Origin of the sequence: Aeromonas sp. DNRA1, from assembly GCF_963888745.1 — a bacterium.
In the GTDB taxonomy this organism is placed as follows: Bacteria; Pseudomonadota; Gammaproteobacteria; order Enterobacterales; family Aeromonadaceae; genus Aeromonas; species Aeromonas hydrophila.
In genome coordinates, this window is record NZ_CAWPKQ010000003.1 from 35,593 (window position 1) to 47,962 (window position 12,370).

A 12,370-nucleotide genomic window follows, 5' to 3' on the forward strand; every position below is an offset into this window, starting at 1 on the left:
GCGTCGGTAGGGATCGGCAATGCGGCGTCATCTGTTTATCTGGTTAGGCCCGTTATGTAGCTTGTTGTTGTTGGGGGCGGCGCTGGCCGTGCTCTATCGTCTGACTCACCTCTGGCACTGGCACGACATCCGGCTGGCCATCTGGTCTTTGCCGCTGCCGCTGCTGGGCGGTGCCCTGTTGCTGACCCTGCTCAGCTATGCCTGCCTCTGCTGCTACGACCTGCTGGCGGTGCACGCCCTCGGCAAGCGGCTGCCCTGGCAGCAGGTGGGGGTCACCTCGTTCATCGCCTACACCTTCTCCAACACCCTGGGCTTCGCCCTGCTGACCGGCTCGTCGGTGCGCTATCGCATCTACTCGTCGCTGGGGCTCGGCACCGGGGAGGTGGCCAGGATCATCGTCTTCTGCTCGGTGACCTTCTTCCTCGGCCTGCTGGCCTGGGGGGGCACGGCCCTGCTGGTGGGGCAGGCCACCACCTTGCTGCCGGACTGGCCGCTGTGGGCCGATCAGCTGCTCAACGTGGCGGGCGCTCTGGCGCTCTTGGCGGTGCTTGGCTATCTGTTCTGGCCAAAGCCTGCGCTGGTCTGGCGTGGCCATGAGCTGGTGTTGCCGGTATTCAGAACCCGGCTGCTGCAACTGCTGGTGGCGCTGCTGGACTGGATGGCCGCTGCCGCCGTGCTCTATGTGCTGCTGCCGGCGGACAGCGTCTCCTATCCGGTGCTGCTCAGTGCCTTCGTGCTGGCCAGCTTCCTCGGGGTGCTGGCCCATGTGCCAGGCGGGATCGGGGTGTTCGAGGCGAGCATGAGCCTGCTGCTGGCCAAATACCTGCCGGTGGACAAGCTCTTGGCCTCGCTGCTGCTCTATCGCTGCATCTACTATGTGCTGCCTTTCCTGTGTGCCCTGCTGCTGTTCACCAGCCAGGAGTTGCTGCAGCAGAAGGCGCGCTGGAGCCGGCTGCAGGGCATCATGACCGCGGTGCGCGAGTTCCTGCCGGCGCTGATCAGCCTGGGGGCGTTCGCGGCGGGCAGTCTGCTGCTCTGCTCGGGGATGATCCCCACCATGCGCGGGCGCATCGAGATGTTCCTGCAGGTATTGCCGCTGCACCTGCTGGAGCTCTCCCATGTGCTTGGCAGCGTCAGCGGCGTGCTGCTGATCCTGCTGGCCCGCAGCCTCTACCGGCGTCACGATGCGGCGTTTCGCATCACCCAGCTGCTGCTGGGGCTGGGGATGATCTTTTCCTTGCTCAAGGGGTTCGACTGGGAGTCGGCCCTGCTGCTCGGGCTGTTCCTGCTCATCATCACTCCCTGCCGCTCACTGTTCTATCGCAAGGGGTCCCTGCTGCACGCCCAGTTCACCCCGGGCTGGCTCATCTCGGTGGGGGCCGTGCTGCTGGGGGCGCTCTGGCTGCTGCTCTTCTCCTACCGTCAGGTGGAGTATGACCACGCTCTCTGGTTCCACTTCTCGCCCCATGGCGCCGCCTCCCGTGGGCTGCGGGCCATGGGCAGCGTGGTGGCCGTGCTGGCCGTGGTCGGGGTGGCCCAGCTGCTGGCACCGCTGCGGGTCTCCGGGCGCAAGCCGGAGCCGGACGAGCTGGCCCGCGCCCATGCCCTGGTGCTGCGGGAGGGGGGCGGTCATGGCTACCTGGCCCAGCTTGGCGACAAGTCGCTGCTGTTTCATCCCGGCGGCGAGGCATTTTTGATGTACGGCGTCGAGGGCAATGGCTGGATCGTGATGGGGGATCCCATCGGTCAGCCTGAACTGATCGAGGAGCTGCTCTGGCAGTTCCGCGAGCTGTGCGATCAGCACGATGCCAGCCCGGTGTTTTACCAGGTGTCGGCCCGCTACCTGCCGCTCTACCTGGAGCAGGGCCTGATCCCGTTCAAGCTGGGGGAGGAGGCCATCGTCGATCTGGCGGCCTTCGAGCTGGCCGGCAGCCGGCTGCGCAACCTGCGCCAGAGCCATGCCAAGGGCAAGCGGGAGGGGTTGTCGTTCGAAGTGGTGGCGCCTGAATGCGTACCTGCACTGTTGCCGCGCCTCAAGGAGGTTTCGGACACCTGGCTGCAGAGCAAGCAGGGCAAGGAGAAGGGCTTCTCGGTGGGCAGTTTCGAGCCCGCCTACCTCAGCCTGAGCCCGGCCGCGCTGGTGCGTCACGAGGGGCAGATCGTCGGTTTTGCCAACCTCTGGGTCAGCGACAACAAGGAGAGCCTCTCCATCGATCTGATGCGCTACAGCCTGGACACGGGCACGGCGCCCATCATGGACTTCCTGTTCGTCGAGCTGCTGCTGTGGGGCAAGGCCGAGGGCTACGCCAGTTTCAACCTCGGCATGGCGCCCATGTCCGGTTTCAACGATCACCCCCTGAGCGGCTACTGGACCCGGCTTGGCAACACCATCTTCACCCGGGGCAGCCGTTTCTACAATTTCCAGGGGCTCAGACGCTACAAGGAGAAGTTCTCGCCGGACTGGGAGCCGCGCTACCTGCTCTGTACCAGCAAGCTGGTGCTGCCGAGGGTGCTGACCAACCTGATATCCCTGATCAGCCGAGGCCCGTTCGGGCTCATCAAAAAATAGGAGTCGGCCATGAAAATCCTGTTATTGCTGCTGGCGTGCTGCGCCTTTTCGCTCTCTGCCGCGCCGGTGAAAGAGGAGTTGGGGCTGGTGGAGCTGCCGGTGGCGCAAGCCTCGAGCGCCCCCATGGTGGTGTTCATGAGCGGTGACGGCGGCTGGGCGGCGCTGGACAAGGGCCTCAGCGCCCAGTTGCAGCAGCACGGCATGCCGGTGGTGGGCTGGAGCTCGCTCACCTACTACTGGAAGAAGAAGGATCCAGAGCAGGTCACCGCCGATCTGGTGCGGATCCTGGATGATTACCAGTCCCGCTGGGGGCGCCAGCGCTGGCTGCTGGTGGGCTTCTCCTTCGGTGCCGAGATAGTGCCCTTCGTCATCAACCGGTTGCCCGAACCTTATCGCAAGAGCCTGGTCGGGGCCGTGATGCTCTCCCCTTCGACCGCCTCCGACTTCGAGATCCACGTCAGCGACATGGTGACCCACGACAAGGCGGGCAGCTATCCCACCCAGCCCGAGGTGAACGCCATCCACACCCTGCCGATGCTCTGCGTGCAGGGGGCGGATGACGACTCGCCGGTACGGCTCTGTCCCCGTCTGCAGCAGCCCAACGTGACCACGGTGACCCTGCCCGGTTCGCACCATTTCGAGGATGACTATCCGGTGCTGTTCAAGACCATTGCCAGCCATCTTTCACTGCAATAAATATCGCACGCCGGCAGGAAATATTGATTTAAATCAATGATTATTTCCTGCTGGCCCGATCCGTTCTCGCCTCGTCAGAATCTTTTTGCATTGACCTTTACAGGTGCTGATTGCTTCCCAACACTCTACTGAGCAACAACGTAAGAGTGGGGGCTACATGCGCGAACAAAAAGGCCATCTTGTTGATCAAGAAGTGGATTTCGCAGCTGATGAACAGCTGGTGTCCACCACGGATCTGCGGGGCGTGATCACCTACGCCAATGACAACTTCTGCCGGGTCGCCGGTTACAGCCGGGCCGAGCTGGTGGGGCAGCACCACAACATGGTGCGCCATCCCGACATGCCCAAGGCGGCATTTGCCGACTTGTGGGGCAAACTCAAGCAGGGCCAGCCATGGCGCGGCATGGTGAAGAACCGCTGCCAAGATGGTCGTTATTACTGGGTGGATGCCTACGTCACCCCCATCTTCGAGCAAGGCAAGATCAGCGGCTATCAGTCGGTGCGCTGCCGTGCCGATCCGCAGATGAAGCAGATCGCAGCCCGTACCTATGCCCGGCTGCGGGCGGCGGAGCAGGGCGGCGGCAAGCCCAGGATTTCGCTGGCGCGGCTGCGCCACGGGGTAGCGGTGGCCGGGTTGCTGGCGCTGGGCTGGCTCGGCACCGTGCAACTGGGCGGCTGGGCCGCGCTTTACATGGCGCTGCCGCTGATCTTGCTGGGGTTGCTCTATCGCCACGAGCTCATCACCACCCCCCGTTATCTGCAGCAACTGGCCGGCGAGTACGACAGCCTGACCCGGCTCATCTACTCGGGCCAGGAGCCAAGCGCCATCGCCGACTTCCACATCAAGCTGCTGCAGGCCCGTATTCGCACCGTGCTCGGCCGGGTGGATGATGCCACCCACGCCCTGCAGGATCTGGCGGTGCACCTGAAGAGCGCCTCCAGCGAGGCCAGCTCGGACATCGCCGAGCAGGATGCCCAGACCCAGCAGATGGCGGCCGCCATCACCGAGATGGCGAGCACGGCCCAGGAGATCGCCCGCAACATCCAGGACACCAACAGCCAGATTGCCGAGGCCAAGGCTCACTGCCAGCACACGGATCAGCAGTTGATCGAGACCGAGCACAAGATCACCGATCTGGCGAAGGAGGCGGAGCACGCCTTTGCCTCGGCGGTGGCGCTGGCCAGCGAGTCGGATCGCATCGGGGTGCTGATGGGGGAAATTCAGGGCATCGCCGATCAGACCAACCTGCTGGCGCTCAACGCCGCCATCGAGGCGGCCCGGGCCGGCGAACAGGGGCGCGGTTTTGCGGTGGTGGCGGACGAGGTGCGTACCCTGTCTACCCGCACCCACAAGGCGACCGAACAGATCCAGAGTAGCATCGGCCAGATCCAGCGCACCCTGAACGGCTGGAAGGGGATGATGCAGAACAACCTGCAACAGACTCAGGCCTGCGTAGAGATGACCCGGATGGGGTCGGACAGTTTGCACCAGGTACTGACGGAGATCGAGCTGGTGATGGACTTCTCGGCCCAGATCTCGGCGGCGGCGGAGGAGCAGCAGGCGGTGGTGGAAAACATCAGCCAGAACGTCAACCTCATCTCTCAGCACTCCCATGCCAACAGCAGCAAGATGCACGACGTCGACGAGTCGAGCGAGATCCTGCTGACCAAGGCCAGACAGCTCAAGTCCCTAGGGCAGACCTTCGGCTAGTCGCCGCTGCCATCCATACAACAACAAGGCCACCTGCGGGTGGCCTTGTGCTGTCGGGGACTTGGGGTCAGCCTGGGGGCTCAGCCAGCGGGGCCCCCTTGTCGTGGTACATGGCGCGGTCGGCCTGGATCAGCCACTGCTCGGCGCGCCAGCCCGGCTGGTACTGGCTGATGCCGACGCTGATGCCGACCGCCAGCGGAACTCCTTCCACCTCGAACGGCGACTGCATGGTGGCCCTGATCTGCTCGGCGATGACGTCGGCTTGCGCCTGATCATGGCCCGGCAACAGCAGCACGAACTCGTCGCCGGCCAGTCTGGCGAAGAAGTGCTGTGGCCCGAGGCTGCGGCTGATCCGCTCCGCCAGCTGGCAGAGGAGGGCATCGCCGTGGCTGTGGCCGAAGTTGTCGTTGACCTGCTTGAAGTCGTCGAGATCGCAAAACAGCAGGCAGCCGGGAGCCGGGCCCTTGACCTGGGCATCGAGCCGCTCCATCAGGCTCAGCCGGTTGGGCAGGCCGGTGAGCGGGTCGCGGCGGGCGAGCTGCCAGATCTCCTCCTCCCGCTGGCGGCGCAGGGCGATCTCGCGATTGAGCCGCTGGTTGCACATCAATAGATAGAGGGCCAGCAGCAGGATCAGCACGCTGGCCGCCAGGCTCAGCAGGAACCAGGGGCGCCAGAAGATCCACTGCTCGGAAGGGGCCTGATAGAGAAATTCGTGCAAGGAGACCGGCTTGGACACCAGCCCGATCTCGACCAGCTGTTGCATGATGTGGGTCATGCGATCGGGATTCATATACCCGATCTCCACATAGAGCGGCTGGATCATCTCCTTGCTCACCTGCAGCTCGTACTCCATGTGGGCCTGACTGCGGTTGACGCCATACTCCTTGCGCAGCAGGGCGATGGCCTCCTGTGGGTGAGCGAGGGCATAGCGCCAGCCCGCCAGGCTCGCGGCCCGAAACCGGGCCACCCGATCCGGATGGGCACGCTCCTGCGCCTGGGTGGTGAACAGGATGTCGCTGTAGAAATCGATGCCGTAGTTGCGCGGATTGATGACGGAGACGGGAATGCCGCGCTCCTCCAGATAGAAGGGCTCGTTGCTGAGGTAGGCGTTGAAGATATCGACCCGGCCCTCGATGAGATCCTCGATGTTGACCGAGGTGGGCAGCGGGATGAGCTGGTGCTCATTGAGCCCCTGATAGAAGAGGGTGGCCAGCAGTTCGGCGTCCTGATGGGCCGAAAACATCATGATCCGTTTGCCACGCATGTCGTCAACGGTGAGAATGCCGCTGTCACGGCGAGCCAGAAAGATGGACGGGGAGTGCTGATAGACGCTGGCAAGCGCCAACAGCGGCTGGCCGCTGGCGTAGCTGGTGAGCACCTCGGTGTTGCCGACCCCGAAATCGGCCCGCCCGCTCAGCACCTCTTCTACCGGGCTGATGTCCTTGCCGCCGGGCCGTATCTCGACGTCCAGCCCTGCACTGGCATAAAAGCCCTTGGCCTTGGCCATGTGATAGCCAACGAACTGGGGCTGATGCAGCCAGCGCAGCTGGAGTACGACCCGCTCCGGCGCTTCAAGGGTGGATTCGCTGGCCCGCAAGGGAACAGCGTGACTGATGCCAATCAGCAGCAGCCAAAGCAGGTATCTCTTCATCCGTGCGAGTCTTGTTCTGAGTGTTCATGGGGTGCGACCCCGCAGGGTCATGTTCTTGTAATTAAAAACATTCTAAAGGGTTATTGATGTACCGGATACTAGCGCAGCACAAAGATTTCATGGTTATCAACAAGGGGCCCGGGCTCGGCATGCATGACGAGACCGACGAGGCCGGCCTGCTCCATCCGGGGCTGGTCAGTCGGGTCAAGGCCGACACCGGTCTGCTGCTCTATCCGGTGCATCGGCTCGACAAGATGACCTCCGGGCTGGTGCTCTTGGCGCGCACCACCGAGGCCAACCGGGCCCTCAGCATGGCCTTTGCCGCGCGGGAAGTGAGCAAGCAGTATCTGGCCCTCTCCGATCGCAAGCCCAAGAAGAAGCAAGGCTGGGTGAAGGGGGACATGCAGAAGGGTCGGGGTGGCAGCTGGATGCTGGCGCGCAGCCAGGACAACCCCGCCATCAGCTGGTTCGACTCGGTCTCGGTGCGCGAGGGATTGCGGCTCTACCGGATCAAGCCCAGAACCGGCAAGACCCACCAGATCCGGGTGGCCTTGAAGAGCGTGGGGGCGCCGATCCTCGGGGATGAGCGCTACGGCGGCACGGCGGCCGATCGCGGCTATCTGCATGCCTGGCGCCTCGCCTTCACCCTGGCGGGGGAGACGTTCGACTTTGTCTGTCCGCCCGACGAAGGCGCGCTGTTTGTGCTGCCCGAGCTGCACGCCGCCATCGCGGGGCTGGCCGAATGAAGGGGGCTGCCATGCAAGGAGTGCCGGATCTGCCCGCCAGCGGCTGGATCCTGGCGGATTTTGACGACACCCTGGCGCCGGATGACAGCCATGCCGGGCTGCTGCGTTTCATCCTGCGCCGCCGCATCTGGCCGCTGCTGCTGTGGCCGGTGATGGCGCTGGGTGGGTTGGTCTATCTGCTGCCAAGCCAGCGTCGGCGCGGCATTTCACTGATCTGGTGGGCCATCACCCTCGGGCTGTCGCCGCTGGGGTGGCGACGCCTGGTGCGGGCCTATTGCCGTACCCGGCCTGGACTGTTTCGTGAGGCACGCGCCCTGCTGCTGGCCGAAGGGCAGCGCTGCTGGGTGCTCTCCGCCAGCCCTCGCGCCCTGGTACGGGGCCAGCTGCATCAACAACTGCCCGGCCATCTGCCCCATCGCATTCTGGGGTCGCGGATGCACTATCGCCTCGGCGGCCTGATGCCGCGTTTTTACTGCCACGGCCGCCACAAGATCCTGCCCGGGATCCACGCCCTCGGCGCCACCCTGGCACTGAGCGACAGCCTGCACGACTTGCCGCTGCTGGCAGAGGGGCAGGCGGCGTGGCTCATCAATCCCACCCCGGCGCGGCTGCAACAGGCGCGGCAGGCATTGCCCCGCATCGAACCCAGATACTGGTCCCTGTAAGGCAAAGCTGACAGCCTTGCGGGGCGCCACCGAGCGTGCCACAAGGCTGCGGCCTTAATGTCACAATCTATTTACATTTTTTGAGCGTCCCCCCCGGCAAACTATCTGAACGCCGCCTCTTCTCTTCCGCCGCGCCGCCACCTCTAATGAAACAAGTTGTTAACAATGCCGGTGGCGGCTGCCCGCAGCGCCCCGGTGTTACCCTCTTCGTTATCAGTCAATCGCAAGGAGCGCATCATGACGACCACTTCTTCTGCCCGTACTCACACCATCAATCCGCTCGGTACCGATGGTTTCGAATTCGTCGAGTACACGGCGCCGGATGCCAAAGGGATTGCCGCCCTCAAGGCGCTGTTCGTCTCGCTGGGCTTTGCCGAGGTGGCGCAGCACAAGCACAAGCAGTGCTGGCTCTACCGCCAGGGGGACATCAACTTCGTGGTCAATGCCGAGCCCCACTCCCAGGCCGAGCAGTTTGCCAGCCTGCACGGGCCGAGCGTCTGCGGCATGGCGTTTCGGGTGAGCGATGCAGGCAAGGCCCAGCAGTACGCCATCGGCAAGGGTGCCAAGCCGTTCGTCGGCAAGATTGGCCCCATGGAGCTCAACATCCCCGCCATCTACGGCATCGGCGAGAGCACCCTCTCTTTCGTCGACCGCTACGGCGACAAGGGCTCCATCTATGACGTGGACTTCGTCTTCTATCCCGACTGGCAGGCACGCATGGCCGAGGTGGATGCCGGGCTGTACGAGATTGACCACCTGACCCACAACGTGCAGCGCGGCAACATGGATGTCTGGTCCAATTTCTACGAGCGGATCGGCAACTTTCGCGAGATCCGCTACTTCGACATCGAGGGCAAGCTGACCGGGCTCCATTCCCGTGCCATGACGGCCCCCTGCGGCAAAATTCGCATTCCCATCAATGAATCCTCCGACGACAAGTCCCAGATCGAGGAGTACCTGCGTCAGTACAAGGGGGAGGGGATCCAGCACATCGCCATGGCGTCGAGCGACATCTACCACACCATCCGTACCCTGCGTGGCCGTGGTACCGGCTTTATGCCGACCCCGGACACCTACTACGAGAAGGTGGACAGCCGGGTCGAGGGACATCAGGAGGATCTGGCGGCGCTCAAAGAGCTGCGCATCCTCATCGACGGCTCCCCCACCAAGGACGGCATCCTGCTGCAGATCTTCACCGACACCGTCATTGGCCCGGTGTTCTTCGAGATCATCCAGCGCAAGGGCAACGAGGGCTTTGGCGAGGGCAACTTCCAGGCACTGTTCGAATCCATCGAGCTGGATCAGATCCGTCGCGGGGTGCTCAATGATGCGTAACGGGAACCGCCACGGGCGGGTTGGTTGTCAAGCAAGGGAGGTTGGCGATGCGCAACTGGATTAACTTTCCCCACCGGGAGGGGACACACTCCCGTCAGGCTCATGCCGACCTGCCCGAGCAGGCCATCTATGAGCGTGAACTGGGCCGCTCCGGCTTTTTCGGGCCGGCCACCCACATGCACCACAAGCATGCCCCCACCGACTGGGTCAACTGGGAAGGGCCGCTGCGCCCGCGCCTGTTTGATCTCAACGCCCTCGGCGAGGAGGTGAGTTCCCTCTCCCCCTGGGTGATGCCGGATATTCTCAGCAACCCCCACTGCCGCTACCGCATCTGGCGCCTGCATGAGCCCATGCCGTTTCTGGTGCGCAACGCCGATGGCGACGAGCTCCTGTTCATCCACGAGGGGAGCGGCGAGTTCTATTGCGACTACGGTCACCTGACCCTGCGCGATGGCGACTACCTGGTGATCCCCCGCGGCACCATGTGGCGCATCGAGCCGACGGCGCCCCTGTTCATCCTGATGATCGAGGCGACCAACGACAGCTACCAGCTGCCGGACAAGGGGCTGGTGGGCAATCACGCCATCTTCGATCCCGCAGCGCTGGACGTGCCGGCCATCAACGAGCGCTTCCTGGCCCAGCAGGATGAGAATCCCTGGTCGCTGCAGGTGAAGCGTCACAACCAGGTCTCGGTCATCACCTGGCCGTTCAATCCGCTGGATGCGCAGGGCTGGCACGGGGATCTCTGCGTGGTGCGTCTCAACTGGCGGGATATCCGCCCGCTGATGAGTCATCGCTACCACCTGCCACCCTCGGCCCACTCCACCTTCGTGGCGAGCCGGTTCGTGGTCTGCACCTTCGTGCCGCGCCCCATCGAGAGCGATCCCGGCGCCCTCAAGGTGCCCTTCTACCACAGCAACGACGATTACGATGAGGTGCTCTTCTACCACGCCGGGGATTTCTTCAGCCGGGACAACATCGAGCGGGGCATGGTCACCTTCCACCCCGCCGGGTTCACCCACGGCCCCCATCCCAAGGCGTTTGCGGCGGGTCAGGCCTATGCCAAGAAGTTCACCGACGAGGTGGCGGTGATGCTCGATACCCGCGATGCGCTCAACGTCGGCAGCCTGTGTGACGGGGTGGAGAACCCGCGTTACGTCACCAGCTGGTTGCGCCCGGAACTCACGCCAGCCACGAACGGCAAATAAAAGGAATCCCTATGAAACTGGCAACCCTGAACAATGGCAAACGGGACGGCGCCCTGGTGGTGGTGAGTCGCGATCTGAGCCGCGCGGTGCGCGTGCCGCAGCTGGCCGCCACCCTGCAGGCGGCCCTCGACGAGTGGGCCGAACTTGCGCCCAAGCTGACCGCCGTCTATCAGCAGCTCAACGATGGCGCCTGCGCCGACGCCTTCCCGTTCGACGAGACGGCCTGTCTCTCCCCGTTGCCGCGCGCCTACCAGTGGGCCGACGGCAGCGCCTACGTCAACCACGTGGAGCTGGTGCGCAAGGCCCGCGGCGCCGAGATGCCAGAAAGCTTCTGGCACGATCCCCTGATGTATCAGGGGGGCTCGGACAGCTTCCTGCCGCCCCGTGGCACCATCCCGATGGGGTCGGAGGAGTGGGGCATCGATTTCGAGTCGGAGATCGCCGTCATCACCGACGACGTGCCGATGGGCACCAGCCCGCAGGCGGCCGTCGGCCACATCAAGCTGCTGATGCTGGTCAACGACGTCAGCCTGCGCAACCTCATCCCGGGGGAGCTTGCCAAGGGCTTTGGCTTCTTCCAGTCCAAGCCCTCCAGCAGCTTCTCGCCGCTGGCCATCACCCCGGACGAGCTGGGGGATGACTGGCGCGATGGCAAGGTGCATCTGCCCCTCGAAACCCACCTCAACGGCGCCCTGTTCGGGGCCCCCGACGCCGGGGTGGACATGACCTTCAACTTTTATGAGCTGATCGCCCACGCCGCCAAGACCCGGCCGCTCGGGGCGGGCTGCATCATCGGCTCGGGCACCGTCTCCAACTACGACCGAAGCCGCGGCTCATCCTGCCTCGCCGAGCTGCGAATGCTGGAAATTATCGAGTCAGGTCAAGCCACTACACCCTTTCTGCGCTTTGGTGATACAGTGTCCATCGCGATGCAGGATCGCAACGGGATGAGTCTGTTTGGCACCATTTTGCAGCGGGTCACGCCGGCGGGGGCCAGTCAGACGACGTGAGGGGCCAGCATGGATACGAGGCCGGCTGGTGAGCGGCAGGTGCCCTTGCACCTGCCAACACAGGGACAGATTATGTTGCAGTTGTTTGGATATTGGCGTTCATCGGCAAGTTATCGGGTACGGATCGTGATGCAGCTCAAGGGGCTCGATTATGAGCAGCATCCGGTCAATCTGCGGCAGGGCGAGCAGCGCGAGAAGGCCTACCGTCGGCTCAATCCCCAGGGGCTGGTGCCGTTTCTGGTGGATGGCGAGGTGCAGGTGGGTCAGTCGGTGGCCATCATGGAGTACCTCGACGAAACCTATCCCGCCCACCCGCTGATGCCATCGGCCCCGCAGGAGCGGGCCCGGGTACGCCAGATCGTCAACATGATCGCCTGCGACATCCACCCCCTCAACAACCTGCGGGTGCTCAACTATCTGGAGCAGTCGCTGGGGCAGGGCAAGGCACACCGCGACGAATGGTATCGCCACTGGATTGACGAGACCTTCGCCGCGCTGGAGCAGCTGCTGATGACTACCGCCGGCATCTATTGCGTCGGCAACGAGGTGACCCTGGCGGACTGCATGCTGGTGCCCCAGGTCTACAACGCCCGCCGTTACGACATGTCGCTGGAAGACTACCCGACCATCAATCGCATCGTCGCCAACTGCGAGCAACTGCAGGCGTTTATCAAGGCCGCGCCAGAGCAACAGCCGGATGCCCAGCCCTGAGGCTGCGCCTTCCTGCCAGGTTCCAATTATCGAGCCCCGCACGGTCAGCCGACCGTGCGGGGCTTTGA

General features: G+C 64.0%; 10 protein-coding genes. 9 read left to right on the forward strand and 1 reads right to left on the reverse strand.

Features of this window, described 5'->3' with window-relative positions; all coding sequences use genetic code 11:
- Positions 1 to 19: 19 nt before the first annotated feature.
- From mprF to AACQ43_RS10285, 3 genes are all read left to right on the forward strand, one after another.
- Positions 20 to 2,569: a bifunctional lysylphosphatidylglycerol flippase/synthetase MprF gene (gene mprF, locus AACQ43_RS10275; protein ID WP_168967189.1), complete on the forward strand. Its 2,550-nt coding sequence runs from the start codon at positions 20 to 22 to the stop codon at positions 2,567 to 2,569.
- 9 nt (positions 2,570 to 2,578) lie between these two features.
- A complete protein-coding gene (locus AACQ43_RS10280) occupies positions 2,579 to 3,265 on the forward strand; it encodes an AcvB/VirJ family lysyl-phosphatidylglycerol hydrolase (protein ID WP_039213231.1) in 687 nt (228 codons plus the stop codon).
- Between the two features lie 157 nt (positions 3,266 to 3,422).
- Positions 3,423 to 4,976, forward strand: a complete 1,554-nt coding sequence (locus AACQ43_RS10285) for a methyl-accepting chemotaxis protein (RefSeq protein ID WP_017408049.1) — start codon at positions 3,423 to 3,425, stop codon at positions 4,974 to 4,976.
- A 67-nt stretch (positions 4,977 to 5,043) separates the two neighbouring features.
- Here AACQ43_RS10285 and AACQ43_RS10290 read toward each other — a convergent pair whose 3' ends face one another.
- Positions 5,044 to 6,627 carry a GGDEF domain-containing protein gene (locus tag AACQ43_RS10290; protein WP_168967190.1) on the reverse strand — a complete coding sequence of 528 codons (1,584 nt, stop codon included), beginning with the start codon at positions 6,625 to 6,627 and terminating at the stop codon, positions 5,044 to 5,046.
- 86 nt (positions 6,628 to 6,713) lie between these two features.
- Between AACQ43_RS10290 and AACQ43_RS10295 the strand changes: the two genes are divergently transcribed.
- From AACQ43_RS10295 to maiA, 6 genes are all read left to right on the forward strand, one after another.
- Positions 6,714 to 7,373, forward strand: coding sequence for a TIGR01621 family pseudouridine synthase (locus AACQ43_RS10295; protein WP_168967191.1), 660 nt, complete (start codon positions 6,714 to 6,716; stop codon positions 7,371 to 7,373).
- Positions 7,370 to 8,038, forward strand: coding sequence for an HAD family hydrolase (locus AACQ43_RS10300; protein ID WP_168967192.1), 669 nt, complete (start codon positions 7,370 to 7,372; stop codon positions 8,036 to 8,038). Before AACQ43_RS10295 ends, AACQ43_RS10300 begins: the two co-directional genes overlap by 4 nt.
- A 237-nt stretch (positions 8,039 to 8,275) precedes the next feature.
- Positions 8,276 to 9,373, forward strand: coding sequence for a 4-hydroxyphenylpyruvate dioxygenase (hppD, locus tag AACQ43_RS10305; RefSeq protein WP_017408053.1), 1,098 nt, complete (start codon positions 8,276 to 8,278; stop codon positions 9,371 to 9,373).
- Between the two features lie 47 nt (positions 9,374 to 9,420).
- Positions 9,421 to 10,581, forward strand: coding sequence for a homogentisate 1,2-dioxygenase (locus tag AACQ43_RS10310; protein WP_011706477.1), 1,161 nt, complete (start codon positions 9,421 to 9,423; stop codon positions 10,579 to 10,581).
- A gap of 11 nt (positions 10,582 to 10,592) precedes the next feature.
- Positions 10,593 to 11,591 (forward strand): fumarylacetoacetate hydrolase family protein, encoded by a 999-nt coding sequence (locus AACQ43_RS10315; protein WP_168967193.1) that lies wholly within the window; start codon positions 10,593 to 10,595, stop codon positions 11,589 to 11,591.
- 72 nt (positions 11,592 to 11,663) lie between these two features.
- Complete coding sequence (gene maiA, locus AACQ43_RS10320) at positions 11,664 to 12,302, forward strand: maleylacetoacetate isomerase (RefSeq protein ID WP_043119137.1); 639 nt, start codon at positions 11,664 to 11,666, stop codon at positions 12,300 to 12,302.
- Positions 12,303 to 12,370: the final 68 nt, after the last annotated feature.

Bases quoted from the DNA above. Each gene is read 5' to 3' on its own strand.
- mprF (WP_168967189.1), top strand. From the start codon at position 20: ATGCGGCGTCATCTGTTTATCTGGTTAGGCCCGTTATGTAGCTTGTTG.
- AACQ43_RS10280 (WP_039213231.1), top strand. From the start codon at position 2,579: ATGAAAATCCTGTTATTGCTGCTGGCGTGCTGCGCCTTTTCGCTCTCT.
- AACQ43_RS10285 (WP_017408049.1), top strand. From the start codon at position 3,423: ATGCGCGAACAAAAAGGCCATCTTGTTGATCAAGAAGTGGATTTCGCA.
- AACQ43_RS10290 (WP_168967190.1), bottom strand. From the start codon at position 6,627: ATGAAGAGATACCTGCTTTGGCTGCTGCTGATTGGCATCAGTCACGCT.
- AACQ43_RS10295 (WP_168967191.1), top strand. From the start codon at position 6,714: ATGTACCGGATACTAGCGCAGCACAAAGATTTCATGGTTATCAACAAG.
- AACQ43_RS10300 (WP_168967192.1), top strand. From the start codon at position 7,370: ATGAAGGGGGCTGCCATGCAAGGAGTGCCGGATCTGCCCGCCAGCGGC.
- hppD (WP_017408053.1), top strand. From the start codon at position 8,276: ATGACGACCACTTCTTCTGCCCGTACTCACACCATCAATCCGCTCGGT.
- AACQ43_RS10310 (WP_011706477.1), top strand. From the start codon at position 9,421: ATGCGCAACTGGATTAACTTTCCCCACCGGGAGGGGACACACTCCCGT.
- AACQ43_RS10315 (WP_168967193.1), top strand. From the start codon at position 10,593: ATGAAACTGGCAACCCTGAACAATGGCAAACGGGACGGCGCCCTGGTG.
- maiA (WP_043119137.1), top strand. From the start codon at position 11,664: ATGTTGCAGTTGTTTGGATATTGGCGTTCATCGGCAAGTTATCGGGTA.